Below are 16988 nucleotides of genomic sequence, written 5' to 3'. Positions count from 1 at the left end.
AACGAGAGGTGACACTGAGACGATGAAACTAGTTATTTTGGAGACAAGCGATGTTCATGGGAGCATCTACCCCATTCGATACGCAGATAACAGTCCGAAGGATGTTGGGATGGGGAAAATTGCCACACTTATTTATAAAGAGCGTACTGAGAATCCGTGTACTTTACTAGTGGATAATGGCGACATGATCCAAGGTACACCGCTGCTTTATTATTATGCGCGATTTGATCATAAACGTCCTAATCCGATGGCGGTTATTGCGAATAAGCTTAATTATGATTGTGCGGTATTTGGCAATCACGAGTTTAATTTTGGAAGTGATGTGCTGAATCGGGCGGTTGCTGCCTCTGACTTTCCATGGCTGGCTGCTAATATTGTTCGTGAATCAACAGGTGAACCGTTCTTTGGCACACCTTATATCATAAAAAACTATGCTCAAGGTCTTCGCGTTGCTGTCTTGGGTCTGACAACGAAGTATGTTCCGAACTGGGAGAAACCGGAACACATTAAAGGTATGCGCTTTGATGATCCGGTGGATACGGCCAATAAATGGGTTCCGTTTTTAAAAAATGAGGAGAAAGCGGACGTCGTGATTTTATCTTATCACGGCGGATTCGGACGCGATTTGGATACAGGCGAAGCGATTGAAGAATTGAAGGGCGAAAATCAAGCGTACCAAATTTGTCAGGATGTGCCGAACATCGATGTATTGCTTACAGGACACCAGCATCGGATGATCTATGGAAAGACAATTAACGGAGTGACTGTCATTCAGCCAGGATGCAACGGCACACATTTGGGAAAAGTAACTATCCAATTGGAGAATGTCGCTGAAGGTTGGCAAATCACATCGAAAAAATCCGAACTCCTTCCCGTCCAGGGAATAGAGGCAGATACGCAGCTTCTCAGTTATGTGGATGCCTATGAAAAAGATGCGCAGACCTGGCTGGATCATCCGCTTGGCAAGATTGAAGGCGATATGCTTGTTCGCGATCCGATGAAGGTGCGTACTCAAGATCATCCGCTGATTGAATTTATTAATCGGCTTCAAATGAAAGCATCCGGTGCGGATATCAGTTCAACCGCACTTTTTAATAACGAGTCACCAGGGATGCCTGAGAATGTGTCGATGCGCGACATCGTCGCAAATTACATCTATCCGAACACCCTGCGCGTACTGCGGATCAGCGGACAGGATATGCTGGACGCACTCGAACGTTCAGCCTCCTATTTCGAGACGTATACCGGGGGTCCAATTAAGGTCAGCAAGGCATTTACCGATCCGAAACCGCAGCATTACAACTATGATATGTGGGAAGGCATTAACTATATCATCGACATCTCACGTCCCGCGGGAGAACGTGTCGTTAAACTGAACTATCATGGAACTCCGGTGAAAATGGACGGACAGTACGATGTGGTGATGAACAATTACCGTGCGGTCGGCGGCGGTGATTATTTCATGTTCTGCAACAAGCCGGTTGTCAAGGACATTCCGGTTGATGTGACGGAACTGATTGCCAATGAAGTGCTTGAGAAAAAAGTAATTAAGGCAACCGTTGATCATAACTGGAAGCTTATTTATTAATAGAAGACCCTTTAGCGATTAGCGCTCATCATAACCAGAGAGGTGCACAAAATTGGAAAAGCACATTTTGAAAAATGACTGGGAACCCTTGCTGAAGCCGGAATTTGAAAAGGATTACTATCAGAAGCTGCGGCAGTTTCTCAAAGAAGAGTATACGACGAAAACCATTTATCCTGATATGTACGATCTTTTCAATGCCCTTAATTACACGCCATACGAAAAGGTGAAGGTGGTTATCCTGGGGCAGGACCCTTACCATGAACCGGGTCAGGCGCATGGGCTCAGCTTTTCAGTTATGCCCGGCGTGAGACAGCCGCCGTCGCTGCAAAATATTTTTAAAGAATTAAAGGATGATCTCGGCTGCGAGATTCCGAAACACGGATGCCTGATCGAATGGGCGCGCCAAGGCGTGCTGCTGCTCAACACCGTGCTTTCCGTTCGTCGTGGTGCTGCCAATTCGCATAAAGGGATGGGCTGGGAACAGTTCACCGATGCTGTGATCCGCGATTTGAACGAGCGGCAGCAGCCGATCGTGTTCATTCTTTGGGGGCGGAATGCTCAGGCGAAGGAAGAATTGATCACCAATAAACAGCATTTCATCATTAAATCGCCGCATCCGAGCCCTTTTTCTGCTCGTTACGGCTTCTTCGGCAGTCATCCTTTTTCGCGAACCAATCAGTTCCTGGAATCGGTTGGCGAAGCACCGATTAACTGGCAGGTTTCCATTGAAGAACCGGAACTTTCTAAGTCATGAAAACAGTCCGTCAAGGCGATTCGCCTCGGCGGACTGTTGTTTTACAGAAACATTACCTCATTGGGTTAAAGATTCAAGTATTATTGATCGGCACTTTCTAAAGCGCGACTGACTTGTTTTTGCTTGATTAGGAGCAGAAGATAATAGACAACGTAATAGGCAAACATGATTAGGAGCAAGCCGGCTGTCCATGTGCTGTTCGTATTCAGCTGCCGCGCGGTGACGGTACTTCCTTGGAGTACGCCGCTCGAATAAACTTCATAGAATCTGTAAAGAAGTCGGCCGATAAATAGAGCACTGACCAAACCTCCGATCCATACATTGGTCCGGTAATGCCAACGATCATTCCGATGCTCCAGCTGTGTCACCTTTGAACTGTAATAAGCCAGAGATGCTCCGGCCAGTAACCCGATAAGATCCGAAATAAAACTGATCGGATGAGAGAAGCTGCCTAAAAGAAAAAATAAACCAATTATTGTGCACAGTGATAGTCGAATCATCATGCGCCTGACTTTAAAAAGCTGCCAGCCAATGTTACGGCGAATGCGGCGGTAGAGAGCAAACAAAATGACCACGGTCATTATAATCCAAAAATAGTTATTCATTGGCAGGTTCCTCCCCTGAGACTCATTTTCTTCTAAACCATTGAAATAACTTGTCCGCATCTGTTTCATCGAGTTGATGAATGGTAATGATTTCCGCTGTGGATGCACGAATGGTTGCCGAGCACGTTGATAAATGAAGCTTCTTTTGGATCCGCGACTGACTTTTCGCAAACGATTGAATATGTTCTTTTCGTGTAATTGTGGTGGTTTTTGTCAGCCATCGGTTGATCGCAATGAGTCGTTTGTCCATGAGTGCCCAGCCTTCTGAGCGATTCTTAAACCAGAAATAGGCAAGAATGAACGGCAGGGCAATAAGTGAGTATTTTCCCCAGTCCAGCCGCCAAGTAAGCATGGAGCATAAACCAAACCAAAAGATTGCCGGCAGAATCATGCGGTAGAGCGTGCCACGCATGGGTAATGGATGGCATTCGATCGGTCCGGCGAATCTGGGAATGGCTGTTTCAAGGAAATTCGGCAATTCCTTTTTTCGAAGGAGCGGGAAGACGAGAACTGATCCGCCGTTGCTTTTCTCCAAATCAATACTACCGCTGCAATCAGCATAGACCGTACACCAACCGAATAATTGCTGCAGCCATTGTTCTTTGATACGTATTGCTTGAACTCGGTCGGTTTTATAGGTTTCATCGCTGGTCTCCCACACGCCGCGATGGATTCGCCATTCTCCTTCATGCACGGAAAGTTTGAAGAAGCCCCAGCGAAGCAGCGCGCTGACTAAAGAAACAAGCCAAAGCATAAGAATCACCATACCGATGATGATGATCATTCCGACCAGCGAAGCATGTTCCAGGTAGCTTAATGACTGCCCTTGGATGCTGTCGGGTATAAAGTCATCGGCCTGTGACCAAAGACCAAATACTGCCGCAAGTACGACACCGACTTTAGAGGTGAGCAGCGAGGCGCCGAGCAGCCGTTTTCCGGAGAGCGCATAGACTTTTTTTGGTGAGTCATCAACGACCTTTGGAGCCTCGGTAGGGTCTTCGACAGCAAAGATGATCGACTTCTGCGTTTTTCCACGGCTGACCTCTGCCTTGATTTTCTCCGCTTCCTCAAGCTTGAGCGCGGATAGAACCATGTCGCCTTTGGAAGCTTGATCCGCGGTGTCGAATTTTAATTGAACAACGCCGAGCAGACGAAGCAGCAGATTCGTTTTGATCTGCACCGATTGAATTCTCTGAATGCGAATGTAACGGTCGCTGCGCACTAAAACCCCTGAACGGATATGAAATTGATCATCGACGAATTCATATTTGAACCGCAGCCATTTAAAAAAGTTAAAGACAATAATAATAAGCAGAATGATGAGGGCATAGCCGGTAATTTGACCGAGATGACGCATCCCCCATGCAAAGCCGAAGCCGAGCGGAACGATGATGCTCCACAGTGTTGAGACGGCATCACTGATTATTGCGAAGAAATGGAGATGTTTGCCTTTAGATTTCATTGGCAGGATTCTCCTTAATCAACTCCGCTATTTGATCGCGAAGAGCGAGTGCATCGGACTCTTCCAAAGCCGGAATTTCATGCTCACCGGCCGCAGTCGTGACGGATACGGCAGTCAGGTGATGCTTGCGCAGCAGCGGTCCTTGTTCGGTCTCTACATTTTGCACGCGGGTAAACGGAATAACAGTCTGAGTAATGATAAAAATGCCATCTTGAATTAATAGATCCTCTTGTCTAATTGCATAGAAAAACGTTCGGTAATTGATGCTTGGAAAAACAAACATGTAAAGGATCAGCTGGAGAATGTTGAGCGCGGCTAGAGCGCCGGCAATATAGAACAGGAAGTGCGGCCAGTCAAAAAAGAAGATACTTGTGACGAACCCGCCGATAATTAGCCAAACAATGAGATGTGTCATAATTGCCCTTTGGCGCCAAATCGTTAGAATTCTAGGATTGAGTTGTCTTTTTTCCAAATAGTTCCCACCTTTCATTGATACTGAGGCAGTATTTGACCCTTTTTGGAAGGCTCGTGCAACAGTCAATTTTTTCTATCTAGTAAAAGTATAACATGACCGAATAAATGATCTTAAAAGGAAATAAGTGGTATTTGTGGCATATTTATGTCGTAATCGATACAGACAGGAAAGTGCTGGAAATAACGATGTTATCCATGAAAATTGGTTTAATGCGGGTATAGCAGATAATGAAGGGAGGAAACAGTCATGGATACATGTCATCACTATAATGGTTACCAAAGTGGAGCGGACATGCGTGTACATCGTTCAAGCGAGTGGGCCGTAAAAAAAATTCACTGTCCGGTCTGCCACGCAGAAATTGTTGTCCGTGAGATTCCAATCGCTAGAGATCGTTCATTGCTAAAATAAAAAACCGGGCTTGTCCCGGTTTTTATTTAATGCTATTCATTTTCTCATATTCTTCATAAAGCTTGCGCCTGAGCAGTTTGTGCGAAGCGTTCTCAGGCAATTCCGCCAGAGTAAAAATACGCTTTGGCACCTTGTAAGATGCTAAATGTTGCTTACATTCGTTGATGAGTTCTGATTCGGAAAAACCAGTGCCTTCTTTAAAGCTGACGAAAGCGATGGGAACGCGTCCCCATTGCGTATCCGGAACACCAATCACTCCGGCTCTCAAAATCCCCGCGCAACCATTTAAAACGGATTCAACTTCAGCAGGATAAACATTTTCCCCACCGGAAATGATCAAATCTTTTCGGCGATCCAGAACGAACAGAAATCCATCCTCATCCAGATAACCAATATCACCTGAGTGAAACCATTCACCGTCAAAAGCCTCATGGGTTGCTTCAGGATTATTTAAATAGTGGCTGAAAACGGTTGGTCCTTTAATCAAAATTTCTCCAGGCTCATTGGGTGCTGCCGCTGAGATGCGAACTTGGAGCGGAAAAAGCGGCTGTCCCGCCGAACCCGCTTTTTCAAGCATATACTCAGGCGGCAAAGTGACCGCTTGCGAGGCGGTTTCACTCATGCCGTACGTTTGATAGATGGGCATCTCTTGATCGAGACAACGCTGAAGCAATGATTTGGGCACAGGCCCGCCGCCGAGCAGGATGCAGCGCAGAGTTTTTGGATAGGGAAAATGATCATCAAGCTCGTCCATCATTCGCTGCAGCATTGAGGCAACGACGGAGATATGTGTGATTCCGCCATCCGTAATTAATTGATTGACGGCCTGCGGTTCAAATTTTTCCTGCAGATATACCGGCATACCGTAAATCACACTTTTCATTAAAATGGATAGGCCGCTGACATGGAAAAGCGGGACGCAGCAGAGCCACTTGTCATCAGGTGTAAGTCCGAGATTAATTAGAGAGGCATTCGCATTCCACCAATGGTTCCCATAGGTGAGCACGACTCCTTTTGGATGTCCGGTTGTACCTGAGGTGAAAATAACCGTGCATGGATTTCCTAACTGGATTTCTGTATCGAAATCGTCCGGCAAGGGGTCGCATTCTATCCATTTATCTGTATGAATGAGCGCGCAGTTGATTTGTTCGATAGCTTGCGCTGCCTTTTGTTCGTACTTCTGATCCGTGATTAGGCGTTGACAGCCGCTATCCTCAATTTGTCCGGCAAGCTCGTCCACAGATAATCGGGTATTCAGAGGTACCATAACCGCGCCAAGCATCATAAGCGCGTGTACTGTGACGGCACAGGCGAGCGTGTTGCCTTGAAGCGACGCGACGTGTTCAGTAGGGTGAACCCCGGCTGATCGAAGCACTGATGCTGCTTGGCGGACGCGCGCGAGCAGTTGCTTGAACGTGAGCTGCTCATTCTCCGTTTCGAATGCGATCCGATCCGGAGTCAGTCGCGCCCGTTGGTTAAGCCACTGCGGCATGGACGGCCGTGTATCTGAGATCATGGGAACTTAGGGAATCTGCTGAAATCAGGATCGCGCTTCTCCTTGAAGGCATCGCGTCCTTCTTTCGCTTCGTCGGTTGTGTAGTAAAGAAGCGTCGCGTCTCCGCCGAATTGCTGGAGACCCGCGAGTCCGTCCGTATCCGCATTAAACGACGCTTTGAGAAATCTGAGCGCTGTGGCACTCTTCGACAGCATTTCGCGCGCCCATTTTACGGTTTCTTCTTCAAGCTGGTCGAGCGGGACAACCGTGTTGACAAGTCCCATGTCCAAGGCCTGCTGCGCGTTATACTGGCGGCACAAATACCAGATTTCACGCGCTTTTTTATGACCGACAATCCGCGCTAAGTAGCCTGCGCCGTAACCTGCATCGAAGCTGCCGACTTTCGGACCGGTTTGTCCAAAGATTGCGTTATCAGCGGCAATCGTTAAGTCGCACACGACTTGAAGCACATTTCCACCACCAATGGCATAGCCGGCAACCATCGCGATGACCGGCTTTGGAATGATACGAATCAGGTGCTGCAGATCAAGCACATTCAAACGTGGAATATTGTCTTTTCCTACATAACCGCCATTGCCGCGCACCTTCTGATCGCCACCGGAACAGAATGCCTTCGTTCCGGCACCGGTAAGGATAATGACGCCGATTGATGCATCATCACGTGCCCAAGCAAATGCGTCAATCATTTCAACTACTGTATTCGGTGTAAACGCATTGCGGACATGCGGTCGATTAATTGTAATTTTTGCAATTCCTTCGTAGGTTTCGAAGAAAATGTCTTCATAGTCTTTCACTTTTTTCCACTCAATTGAGGACATGAGTTCACCCGGCTTTCTAAGTAATAGGTTGATTGTCACCGTTTTGTCAAAAGTAACATCCATATTGTAGCACAACTCATAGAGCTTTTCCGATTATGGCGTTTACTTAGAAATGGATTCTTATGAGGGAAAATTGACAGGAGGTTGATATTGGGGGACAATGCGGAAGACCGAGCATGGAGAGCCGGTCACCATTGAAATCGCAGAGGGAGCAAAAAATGAACAATTACAAATTAACGATTCAGTACGACGGCGGCCGCTATAAAGGATGGCAGCGGCTGGGCGATGACAAGAATACAATTCAAGGAAAAATCGAACAGTCACTTACGGTGCTCATCGGTGAACCCGTTGAGATCGTCGGTTGCAGCAGAACGGATGCCGGCGTTCACGCGCTTGGCCAGATTGCTAATTTTAAAACGAAGAAATTGTTGACTGAGGAAGATATTTATACGCATTTGAATCATCAGCTGCCTCAGGACATCAGCGTGATTGATGTGGCAATTATGCCCGAACGTTTTCACGCCCGTTATAATGCCAAGGAAAAGACCTATTTATATAAAATTTGGAACGGACCGATCAGCAATCCCTTTATGAGAAAATACAGCATGCATGTGGCTGAAAACTTAGATGTCGCGTTGATGAAGCAGGCAGGCCAGGACTTCATTGGCACGCATGATTTTACTGCTTACGCAAATGCAAAATCAAAGAAAAAGTCGATGGCGAGGACAATCTCAGCGATTACGATCGATGCGTATGACGGATTCTTCGACATTCGATTAACAGGCGACGGATTTCTCTACAACATGGCTCGGAAAATGGTCGGCACATTAATCGAGGTCGGACTCGGTGCGATTGATGCAGCTGCGATCCCGCAAATTCTGGCGTCAAATGAACGCATACAAACAGGCCGCATGGCCGAAGCCTGCGGACTGTATTTGGAGAAGATTACTTATTAAATAAACGCACCCCGTAAATAGCAGGTTTAGGCTCTTTAGATGTTATAATGACAGGATCAAGTAATAGCTGTGCATATGAGCGGATACGGTAGCACCCTTGTGAAAGGGGGTGGCGCCATGACAGTGTTTCAATCCTTGACTCTGATGATTTCTTTCGGTGTTCTGGTGCTCATGCTGTCTAACAAAAAGAAATGATCCGCTTCATATGCCATTCGCAGTGGCAATAATTGAAGTGAATCATTCACTGTAGTGCTGCTTTGATTTTGCGCTGCATCCGCTCAACGCGGATATTGCTTGATTCCTTGTTAACCATACGGATGAATAGATCCGTATGGTTTTATTATTCATCACTGCATGTTCTTTATACATTCATTATATAGTTAAGGTGATTATATGACAACAAAACCACTGTACTTGGAGAAGATCACTTATTAATGTTTGGGGCAATAATTTCGTTTGATTTGATCTCGATGATTCCTTTTGACGTAAGACGAATAAAAGGAAGATGCAGTTCGGTCAGGAAAAACAGGCAGAAGAACGGATCGTCAAAGGCGAATCCGTTCTTTTTCATGTGTTCGATGAATTGCTCGGCCTCGGAACTCAGTGCGTTCATCGACTTTTTACTCATGACACCAAGTAGATCGAGATTAATTGAGAATGCGCCGCTCTCATCAAATTGCGCGGTAATGCCCTGGAATCCATCACGAATCGTTTGATAAGCATGCGCCATTGCCTTTCTGTCTCGTCCAATAATCAAAATATCCCCGGAGGCACAATAGGTGCTTGCAAGAGCACGGAGAGAATGCGAAAAGTTCTTGATTCGCGTGCTCAGATGTGCACCGTTTGTACGGCAAACATACGTTAAATAACACTCGTTTTCCGCTAATGTACTCTTCGGATCAAAGGTGTACGGGCGGGTAATGACGCTGTTCTGGAGTTCAAGACCAATGGTTGTCGTTTCTTGCTCCGGACAATGGTTTGGCAGGTGCGCGAGATTCGCTTGATTAAAGTAATGTTCGCATGCAAAGCTTGCTGGGTTCGCCACTTTTTCCCCATCACGCACAAGCCATTTTCCTTCGAAAAGAACGCTTGTCGGTTCCGGATCATCCAATCGTTCGATGATATTGATGTCCGCAATTCTTCCCGGAGAGATGCTTCCGATGGTGTCATCCATGCGGTAGTACACGGCTGGATTCAAAGTCGCCATGCGGTACGCGTCCGGCATTGAAATTCCACTTTTCATTGCAAGCTTGATCATCGAGGCGTGTGTTGCCTGCTTCAAGAAAGGGAGTGAGGCACCGTCATTGGTTAACATTAATTTGGACAAATCAAGTCCCGGATGTTCCGCTAATCCACTCATGATCTCCGGAAGATCCGGACGAATGGAAGAATAACGAATCGCCGTGTAGTAGCCGAGATTCAGTCGATTGATGACATCACGCGCAGTCATGGATTCGTGGTCAGCCGAAATGCCGGCGGACGCGAACAGGTTTAATGTATTGACCGACGAGCCGGGCAGGTGGCTTTCCATCCGTTTTCCAGAATGCCTGACTGCGAAAAGCTTCTCATATAAATCAGGTGAACCTAATTTGAACGGCAGCCAGTGGCTGAGTTCTCCACCCTGCATCACATATGGCTGATCCAGCCACTTTTCCAGTGTAGCCGTAGAGGGGAGATGTTCTTCGAAATACGCCCACCAAAGCCATGTGTGGTGCCCGGTTTGATCCAGTTCATTAACAAAAGCACGCATTTGCTCTTCATTTAAATGCGCAGATGCGAAGCTATTGTCGTTGACCGAAATCATTGTTCCTTTTTCCGTTAAATAAGTGCCTAAAGTGAGCGGATTATAGAGAAGGAACGGGTGAGCATGAGGCTCGATATAAGCGGGTACTATTATCTGGTTCTCTTTTAAATGGAAAATATCCGTTTTATCTGAGATCAGCGGTTCATCCGGACCGACATAGGCAATCCGATCGCCACTGATCCATACATTTTCTTTTTGAACGATTCCTGAATAGACATGAAGCACAGAAGCATCTGGAAAATATACGGATGCCGGTTCTTTTTTACGCGCAGTTTCAATCAGACGACGGTGCGCCTCTTCGGTTAATGGTTTCATACGCTCACATCTCATTCTGACAAGTTGTCTCTATTATACAGAGATGGACAAGACTTTTCATGGACGGGACTACTTTGAGAGCGTAGAAAAATATTTTTCCGAGGGCATAAGGCAGTGTTGTGGGTTGTCCGCTCATTGACGACTACGATATTTAACGTTTACTCTCAATAGACAACGATTGTTGTTATAAGGGCTGAAGAGAGTGTTGAATGATCATGAAGATAGTTCATTACAAATGAGGTCATTTCATTTTTGATAGTGCGCAGTAATTACGCACTGCGCAGTATGCAGTGAAGTTAATGAGAAAAGTGGTGAAATACAAAAGTGAAAGCTAATCCGTGAAAAGTGAAAGCTAATGATGCAAAACTTAAAGCCAACCTACCGAAAGTGAAAGCTAACCTCAAAAGTTAAAGCTAATTTGAGAAAAGTGAAAGCCAACAATGGAAAACTTAAAGCCAATCCTCCAAAAGTTAAAGCGAAATTATGAAATTCACAAAATGTATGGACAATCGCGTTACTCTGCTTCATTCGGTCTAACTTTCACCAGGTTCGGTCTAACTTTTATCGGGTTCGGACTAACCTTTCACGGGTTTGGTCTAATTTTTATCGGATTCGGCCTAACTTTTTGGGCGTTCGGTCTAACTCCTTCTCTTCGGTTGAAATTTCCAGAAATTCGGTTCATCTTTTCGTTCGTTAGGTTGAACTTTAGCTGATTTAAATCAGCCCTTGCTGCACATCTTCCGTCAACCACGCAGTAGTCATTTTCCTCAATTATAGAGCAGAAAAAACTACTTTATCATGAAGTATGTAGGTGAATTACGGAATATCTGCTTGGGTAAAAAACTAGTTGTATTTTTCATGTACCGATTGAGTTAAAGTTTACTAAAATAATCATCTTTGGTCAGCTCGACAATTTCATCAGAAATTCTTTTGAACCCCACCTTTTGAAACGCTTTCTCTGCCGATATTCTTGTTTTAGGAAAATCATCGTATACCTTTTCTGCATCTAACTGATTGAATGCTACATCAAGAAGTAAGCGCAAGGCTTCTTCACTGTATCCATAACCCCTATATTTGGCCTCGATAACTAAGCTGACACAGTAGGCCCGTTGTTCTTCATCGTAGCGCAGTGCGGCATCACCGATAGACAGTTGCTCATTTTTTTGAATGATATACGCGTAATAACGCTTCGATGCTTGGCTGCCCCATCGTGAATACCAGTCTGTCCAATAGTCTTTGCTAAAATCAATACATCCGGTTTTCTGATCATAATTGTCAAGCTGCAGGTCGTAGCCTTTGTTGTAGGACATCGTGTCAGGCTGCGCAAGTATTTTTTGCCGATAATTGAGTTCATTGAATAGAGGAATGTGTAAATATAATCGCTCACTCATTGAATCACCTTACATTTTTTGTTTACTCACTATTACCTATAATGTTATTATTTAGAAAAAAAGTCTGTAAGACCAGTCACAATGATTAAACTGAGCCCCAGCTTGAATATTTCCGCAAAATTATTTGTTATTGCCCGCATCTACGATTCGACATGAAGCTTCTAAATCATCACCACATACACCGATTTTCTTCATATTTAACCTTTTTCTAAAGCAAGGAGGACCTAATCTATGAAAAGCGTTTTACCTAAATGGGCAATTCTTATATCTGTTTTTATTTTTGTTGCGGGTTGTTCAAGTGAGGACACAAGTCTGCATAATAAAAGTGAGAAAACAATCCGAACGGTTTTGAAAAGTATAGTCACAGGTCCGGATGCAGAACAAAAGAAATTGTTTAAGATACAGGCTACAGAAGATCCGCAAGCATTGACCCCCTATTTAGAAGAAAAATATAAGTCTGTCATCGCAAAACAGTACCTTCAAGAGTTCATAAATTCTAATCAAGGAACCATTTTTCTGCAAACGGCATTTATGGCTGATTATCAATTGAAAGCGACAACACCAATCGAAGTAAAAAAAGCTAAGTCCGGAGGGTACACGTTCAAAATTGATGTGGACTACATTAAAAATGGCAAAACAAACACTGCCACTATCATGGGAGATATAAATACCACTGACGATGGCAAGGTCGTCGCAATAAATGTAATCGATGATGACGGTTTGTTGGAAAAAACGCTGTATCCGCAAATGCAAACGGCTAATGAAAAATGGGGGAAGTAGTTCATTTTATGTGATGAAACGAGAAGGGGATATCCATGCATGATGTACTGAACTATTTTTTAATTTTAGTATTCACTACTTTGACTATTGTTCAAATGTTAGGGCTGATATACATATATCTTGGACAGTTTAAATCACATCTGACTTTAGTCATCACTCATGTTGCGTTAGCTAAAGTTGAACCGTCACGTTTATCAATGGTTAAAGCCTATGCAACCATGCAAGTGCTTATAAATATATCGTTGTATGCGCTCTTTATAATCGGTAACGTAGATATTCGATTTATTACAGTCATTCTGTTTTATGCTGTTCCGTATTTGTTTGAAAAATTGTTCAGCAAGCTGCTGACAAAAAATAGCGAAAGCTGATCAGCAAACTTCTGTTACCAAATGCCTCATCCTTCACCACTATCCACTTGATCAAGCGCAGCTAAGAACGACAGTGATGCGCCAACGGCTTGCACCCAGCTTCCGGTCGCATTAATCTGGTCTGTTTTTTTATCATCAACGGTTTGGTTCAATTGAAAAATGGTGGAGACGGCTTGAAGCGAGTTGCCGGCGATCTGAAGGAGATTGCCGATAACCGATAGAGCGACTGCTCGGTTCCGCTCTGCCGAAATGAGACCCGAATGGAGTGACAGTGAGCCGCCGAGTGCTTGAAGCGAGTTACCGATGATGATTGTGCGAAGGTTTTCCTCATCGGAACATTGGGCGATTGAACCATAGATAACCAGTGAGTTGCCGAATGCCTGGGTTCCTCCGCCGATCGCGTCCAGTCCGTCGCTTATATTCGCGTCCAGTGCACTTCCGGCGGCCTGAAGCGCATTGCCGGTAATGCCCAGGCCATCTTTTAGATTGTCGGGAATTGTTAAATCGGGTGTTGCTCCAATTGCAGCGACAATGGTGCCGAGCGCGTTGATCAGCGCATATTCTGCCTCCTGCATCTGCTCGTTCATCGAACGCTCCCTCAAGCCAATCACTTCTATATGCCTAGTTTATTCAATCCACTAAAATGGTTGCGGGGCATCAGACCATGAAATGATCAAAGGCAAAACCGATACAGATGAAAAGTAATCCAATCGTAAAATGAACTTTTTTATCATTTATTTTGTTTTTCTCCAGAAGAATGTAAAGGAGTCCGACTGTTCCGATGAATAAAGCGCTGCGTATGAAGTAGTTTGTATCGACAAGAAATAACCAAGGGAATTTTTGATAAAGCCCTGAGATTACACCGATTGTAAGTAAGAAAAGCGGGATTCTCAATTTCCAATACATGTCATCACCTCAGACGTTATTTTGAATTAGTTTAAGTTTATCATTTTTAGAGAAAACTGTTTCTCATATTATGAGAACATTTGCCCTTGCAAGCCTTTGATAAAGACGAAGATCACTATCTCGCGCGTTCTGAAGTTTACAAGACGCTGCATGGACTTGCAAAGGATGGATGCATTAAACGTGCAAAGTGCTTGTGCTAAGATGATGGGCTTCAAGTGATTGTTGTCACTAGGATGAACGATCGACACATTAAGATCACTATATAGAGGCAATACAAAAATTCGATGCAGGCAAGGCGGACATTGCCATTATTACTCTTTGACCGACCGTATTGTTTATCTTATGTGAATTATTTCAATATTTAATTAGAAAAAATATCTCATACATATAATAAGAAAAAATGAGGAGTGTTGGCATTGAAACTCAAGAAACCTATAGTTACAATTCTTTTAATAGCTTTAATTTCTACAATATCAGTTCATGTTGTGGGTGCAGAAAACAATAGTACTTCAAAGGCCCATATGATGACTCAAGAAGAAGGGAAAAAATTCAATTTAAGTCCGGAAGAGGTGGAAAAATATAATAAGGATGGGTATCTGATACGATTATCAAAAAAAGCAAAAGAAAGTGGAGTGACAGCAGAAGTTCACCATATTAATCCTTAAAACAATATTTACGTCCATAGTTTCACATAATCGTGATGTTTTTTTGAGTAATCTAGAATTTATCTCCTTTGTATTTACGCTACTTCAGAAAACCCTCAATTAAAACGTCAATTGCCCCATTTTAACTGCATCTCAGAGAATTTCTTACATGAATTTTCATAAAGATGGTGACTTCATAGCGTTTATTATGTTTATAACTGAATAGAGTTAAAAAACATAAGGGGGATAAATTTGAAATTTAAAAGTTACTTTGTTGAAGAGAAATATGAAGAGATAGATAAAATCTCATAGTAATTTAATAAAGTGGCTGTAATTCCTTTTGGATTCATGGCCACTTTTTATTACATCTATATATATTTTTTTCAGGTTATCGTATCGACAATCCGATTTATCAGCTTGTCCACTCGTTGTAGCTGATCAAGCAAGATACCGACGCACATATTGATTTAATACTTCTTTAGCGGGTTTTTCAGCCATTCCTATTCCTCCTAGGTATATTTATCAGGAAATGCACTTTGGTGAATTTCTTGATTCAAGTTCATCATAGTGTTCGTTTAGACTGGTTTCAAAGGAGATGCTCGCAGTTAACGGAAGGGTCACAATATAAGAAAAACCGGGCAAAAAGCGCCCGGTCCTTAAATCATGCCGGATTTTGATTACGCTCCGGTTGCTCGCATCAACTGAGCGCGACCGCGGGCAGTCCGGGAGCCTCCTCAAGCAAACTAATACCTGCGGGGTCTCCCCTGGCCTGCGATCAACAGAGCCGCTCCGCAGGAGTCTCGCATCTGCGCGTTTGGCTCACAACCTTTGGCTTTGGCGAAAATCATATACTTTCTTTCCTTGTAAAAAAGACTCGCACGGATCAATCCGTGCGAGTCTCGTATCTTTTCAATTATTTATAACGTGAACGCCGCATCGCAAAGGCTGGCTGCATCCGGCGATGATGACTGAATCGTAAAATAAGGCGGGTAGGACGTCCGCTGCGCAGTCGATTGATTACGAGCAGGAAGACTAAATAAGCGGTCGCTATGCCGACGATATACCACAAAGTCACAGACATGCCTGCGCGGTCGATAGCTACTCCGGTGACAGCCGGGAAAATGGCCGAACCGAGGCCAGACAATCCTGATATGATTGGCGTGACCAGCTGCGCGCTATTCGGAATGGAATAGTTCGCATAGACAAGCGTGATGGAATAGATGCCGGACATCATGAGTCCCAGCGTGCCGACAAAGACATAACCCATTAATGCATTTTTAAAAAAAATAAATAAAAGCAGAGAAACAATCGAGCCGCAAATACTCATCAGCAAGTATGTGCTGTAAGTAAGCTTGCGTATAATGAGTGCGGTTGCCGCGCGCCCAATAACCATCGCACCCCAGAAGATGCCGACACTGATCGAGGCGTAATACGCAGCTTGGTTCAGATACTGCATAAAAATCGATGACATGAAGTTGTTTAAGCTGCCTTCAAATCCACCGTACAGGAATACGATGAAACCGAACAGTCCGAGCACGATCCATTTTAAGCGCGCGCTCAGCGGCCGCTGCATGTCACTTGATCCGGAAGCGTCCAAGGGCTCGCTATTATCCACCATTTGTTTGGAGTAGGAAATTCGCGTCCAGACAATGGCAAGTACAACGGCGAGCACAGCGGTAACCACAAACAGGTAACGCCAGATGCCATGTGCAATGAAGAAGCTGGCAAGCAGCGGCATCGTGAATGCGCCTAGCCCGAAAGAAACCTCCAAATAGCTCATCGCAACTGCCTGCCGGCCAATGAACACTTCGATGAACATCGTTGCGACTACAATACCGATCGCAGCCGAGCCGACACTATTCAAAAAATAAAGAGCCATGAACAGTGGGAACGGCGGAAGCAGTAAAATACTGAATTGCGCTAAGGCAATAATCAGGGCAGAAATGGTCAAGATCGGTTTCGGGTGAAAACGGCGATTCAGATATGAAGTAAGCAGAACGCCTGCAAGAAATCCCATTGCGCCAACAAAAATCAGCCTTCCGCCAATTGTGTATGATACATGGTAATAACTTAAGAGTTCAGGCATCACGGATCCGATTGAAATAGCAGTCAATCCGGTAAGAAAATACAGGGCACAGGAGGCAAAGGTAAATTGGCGCATAGCAAGCGCTCCTTTCAAAATAAAGATTAATAAATAG

At 44.5% G+C, this 16988-nt stretch carries 17 protein-coding genes; 7 read left to right on the top strand and 10 right to left on the bottom strand.

Going from position 1 to position 16988, the window contains the following annotated elements; translation table 11 throughout:
- Positions 1-22 precede the first annotated feature (22 nt).
- Both AC6F33_RS16395 and AC6F33_RS16390 read left to right on the top strand, forming a co-directional pair.
- A complete protein-coding gene (locus tag AC6F33_RS16395) occupies positions 23-1588 on the top strand; it encodes a bifunctional metallophosphatase/5'-nucleotidase (protein ID WP_500777458.1) in 1566 nt (521 codons plus the stop codon).
- Positions 1589-1640: 52 nt separating this feature from the next.
- Complete coding sequence (locus tag AC6F33_RS16390; RefSeq protein WP_500777457.1) at positions 1641-2342, top strand: uracil-DNA glycosylase; 702 nt, start codon at positions 1641-1643, stop codon at positions 2340-2342.
- An 80-nt stretch (positions 2343-2422) separates the two neighbouring features.
- On the opposite strand, the gene AC6F33_RS16385 is transcribed toward AC6F33_RS16390, so the two are convergent.
- From AC6F33_RS16385 to AC6F33_RS16375, 3 genes are read right to left on the bottom strand one after another with little or no spacing between them, the layout of a single operon-like run.
- Positions 2423-2947 (bottom strand): CcdC protein domain-containing protein, encoded by a 525-nt coding sequence (locus AC6F33_RS16385; protein ID WP_500777456.1) that lies wholly within the window; start codon positions 2945-2947, stop codon positions 2423-2425.
- A 22-nt stretch (positions 2948-2969) separates the two neighbouring features.
- Positions 2970-4409, bottom strand: a complete 1440-nt coding sequence (locus tag AC6F33_RS16380) for a PH domain-containing protein (RefSeq protein ID WP_500777455.1) — start codon at positions 4407-4409, stop codon at positions 2970-2972.
- Positions 4399-4881, bottom strand: coding sequence for a PH domain-containing protein (locus AC6F33_RS16375; RefSeq protein WP_500777454.1), 483 nt, complete (start codon positions 4879-4881; stop codon positions 4399-4401). Before AC6F33_RS16375 ends, AC6F33_RS16380 begins: the two co-directional genes overlap by 11 nt.
- A 249-nt stretch (positions 4882-5130) precedes the next feature.
- Between AC6F33_RS16375 and AC6F33_RS16370 the strand changes: the two genes are divergently transcribed.
- Positions 5131-5292 carry a hypothetical protein gene (locus AC6F33_RS16370; protein ID WP_255747756.1) on the top strand — a complete coding sequence of 54 codons (162 nt, stop codon included), beginning with the start codon at positions 5131-5133 and terminating at the stop codon, positions 5290-5292.
- 22 nt (positions 5293-5314) lie between these two features.
- Here AC6F33_RS16370 and AC6F33_RS16365 read toward each other — a convergent pair whose 3' ends face one another.
- Entirely contained in the window at positions 5315-6808 is a 1494-nt protein-coding gene (locus tag AC6F33_RS16365; protein WP_500777453.1) for an o-succinylbenzoate--CoA ligase, read from the bottom strand.
- Positions 6805-7626, bottom strand: coding sequence for a 1,4-dihydroxy-2-naphthoyl-CoA synthase (gene menB / locus AC6F33_RS16360; RefSeq protein ID WP_500778176.1), 822 nt, complete (start codon positions 7624-7626; stop codon positions 6805-6807). Before menB ends, AC6F33_RS16365 begins: the two co-directional genes overlap by 4 nt.
- Positions 7627-7844: 218 nt before the next feature.
- Between menB and truA the strand changes: the two genes are divergently transcribed.
- Positions 7845-8582: a tRNA pseudouridine(38-40) synthase TruA gene (gene truA, locus AC6F33_RS16355; RefSeq protein ID WP_500777452.1), complete on the top strand. Its 738-nt coding sequence runs from the start codon at positions 7845-7847 to the stop codon at positions 8580-8582.
- A 424-nt stretch (positions 8583-9006) separates the two neighbouring features.
- Here the strand turns inward: truA and AC6F33_RS16350 are convergent, their stop codons facing one another.
- Together AC6F33_RS16350 and AC6F33_RS16345 are read right to left on the bottom strand one after the other, a co-directional pair.
- Positions 9007-10701, bottom strand: a complete 1695-nt coding sequence (locus AC6F33_RS16350; RefSeq protein WP_480948215.1) for an adenine deaminase C-terminal domain-containing protein — start codon at positions 10699-10701, stop codon at positions 9007-9009.
- An 872-nt stretch (positions 10702-11573) separates the two neighbouring features.
- Positions 11574-12092, bottom strand: a complete 519-nt coding sequence (locus AC6F33_RS16345; RefSeq protein ID WP_500777451.1) for a GNAT family N-acetyltransferase — start codon at positions 12090-12092, stop codon at positions 11574-11576.
- Positions 12093-12323: 231 nt separating this feature from the next.
- Between AC6F33_RS16345 and AC6F33_RS16340 the strand changes: the two genes are divergently transcribed.
- Together AC6F33_RS16340 and AC6F33_RS16335 are read left to right on the top strand one after the other, a co-directional pair.
- On the top strand, positions 12324-12872 hold the full coding sequence (locus AC6F33_RS16340; RefSeq protein ID WP_255747749.1) for a hypothetical protein: 549 nt from the start codon (positions 12324-12326) through the stop codon (positions 12870-12872).
- Between the two features lie 35 nt (positions 12873-12907).
- Positions 12908-13240 (top strand): hypothetical protein, encoded by a 333-nt coding sequence (locus AC6F33_RS16335; protein WP_500777450.1) that lies wholly within the window; start codon positions 12908-12910, stop codon positions 13238-13240.
- A gap of 26 nt (positions 13241-13266) precedes the next feature.
- Here AC6F33_RS16335 and AC6F33_RS16330 read toward each other — a convergent pair whose 3' ends face one another.
- A complete protein-coding gene (locus tag AC6F33_RS16330) occupies positions 13267-13827 on the bottom strand; it encodes a DUF6944 family repetitive protein (protein WP_500777449.1) in 561 nt (186 codons plus the stop codon).
- 70 nt (positions 13828-13897) lie between these two features.
- Positions 13898-14146, bottom strand: coding sequence for a hypothetical protein (locus AC6F33_RS16325; protein WP_255747745.1), 249 nt, complete (start codon positions 14144-14146; stop codon positions 13898-13900).
- 416 nt (positions 14147-14562) lie between these two features.
- Here AC6F33_RS16325 and AC6F33_RS16320 point away from each other — a divergent pair, with 416 nt between their 5' ends.
- Positions 14563-14811 carry a hypothetical protein gene (locus tag AC6F33_RS16320; RefSeq protein ID WP_255747743.1) on the top strand — a complete coding sequence of 83 codons (249 nt, stop codon included), beginning with the start codon at positions 14563-14565 and terminating at the stop codon, positions 14809-14811.
- 892 nt (positions 14812-15703) lie between these two features.
- On the opposite strand, the gene AC6F33_RS16315 is transcribed toward AC6F33_RS16320, so the two are convergent.
- Positions 15704-16951, bottom strand: coding sequence for an MFS transporter (locus tag AC6F33_RS16315; RefSeq protein ID WP_500777448.1), 1248 nt, complete (start codon positions 16949-16951; stop codon positions 15704-15706).
- Positions 16952-16988 lie beyond the last annotated feature (37 nt).

This window comes from Sporolactobacillus sp. BBK16-2, from assembly GCF_059878335.1.
This window is presented reverse-complemented; position numbering and strand designations above follow the sequence as displayed.

What these genes read in the sequence shown, in the direction of transcription:
- menB (WP_500778176.1), bottom strand. Translation starts at nt 7,626, where the DNA reads ATGTCCTCAATTGAGTGGAAAAAAGTGAAAGACTATGAAGACATTTTC.
- truA (WP_500777452.1), top strand. Translation starts at nt 7,845, where the DNA reads ATGAACAATTACAAATTAACGATTCAGTACGACGGCGGCCGCTATAAA.
- AC6F33_RS16350 (WP_480948215.1), bottom strand. Translation starts at nt 10,701, where the DNA reads ATGAAACCATTAACCGAAGAGGCGCACCGTCGTCTGATTGAAACTGCG.
- AC6F33_RS16340 (WP_255747749.1), top strand. Translation starts at nt 12,324, where the DNA reads ATGAAAAGCGTTTTACCTAAATGGGCAATTCTTATATCTGTTTTTATT.
- AC6F33_RS16315 (WP_500777448.1), bottom strand. Translation starts at nt 16,951, where the DNA reads ATGCGCCAATTTACCTTTGCCTCCTGTGCCCTGTATTTTCTTACCGGA.
- AC6F33_RS16380 (WP_500777455.1), bottom strand. Translation starts at nt 4,409, where the DNA reads ATGAAATCTAAAGGCAAACATCTCCATTTCTTCGCAATAATCAGTGAT.
- AC6F33_RS16335 (WP_500777450.1), top strand. Translation starts at nt 12,908, where the DNA reads ATGCATGATGTACTGAACTATTTTTTAATTTTAGTATTCACTACTTTG.
- AC6F33_RS16345 (WP_500777451.1), bottom strand. Translation starts at nt 12,092, where the DNA reads ATGAGTGAGCGATTATATTTACACATTCCTCTATTCAATGAACTCAAT.
- AC6F33_RS16385 (WP_500777456.1), bottom strand. Translation starts at nt 2,947, where the DNA reads ATGAATAACTATTTTTGGATTATAATGACCGTGGTCATTTTGTTTGCT.
- AC6F33_RS16365 (WP_500777453.1), bottom strand. Translation starts at nt 6,808, where the DNA reads ATGATCTCAGATACACGGCCGTCCATGCCGCAGTGGCTTAACCAACGG.
- AC6F33_RS16370 (WP_255747756.1), top strand. Translation starts at nt 5,131, where the DNA reads ATGGATACATGTCATCACTATAATGGTTACCAAAGTGGAGCGGACATG.
- AC6F33_RS16325 (WP_255747745.1), bottom strand. Translation starts at nt 14,146, where the DNA reads ATGTATTGGAAATTGAGAATCCCGCTTTTCTTACTTACAATCGGTGTA.
- AC6F33_RS16395 (WP_500777458.1), top strand. Translation starts at nt 23, where the DNA reads ATGAAACTAGTTATTTTGGAGACAAGCGATGTTCATGGGAGCATCTAC.
- AC6F33_RS16330 (WP_500777449.1), bottom strand. Translation starts at nt 13,827, where the DNA reads ATGAACGAGCAGATGCAGGAGGCAGAATATGCGCTGATCAACGCGCTC.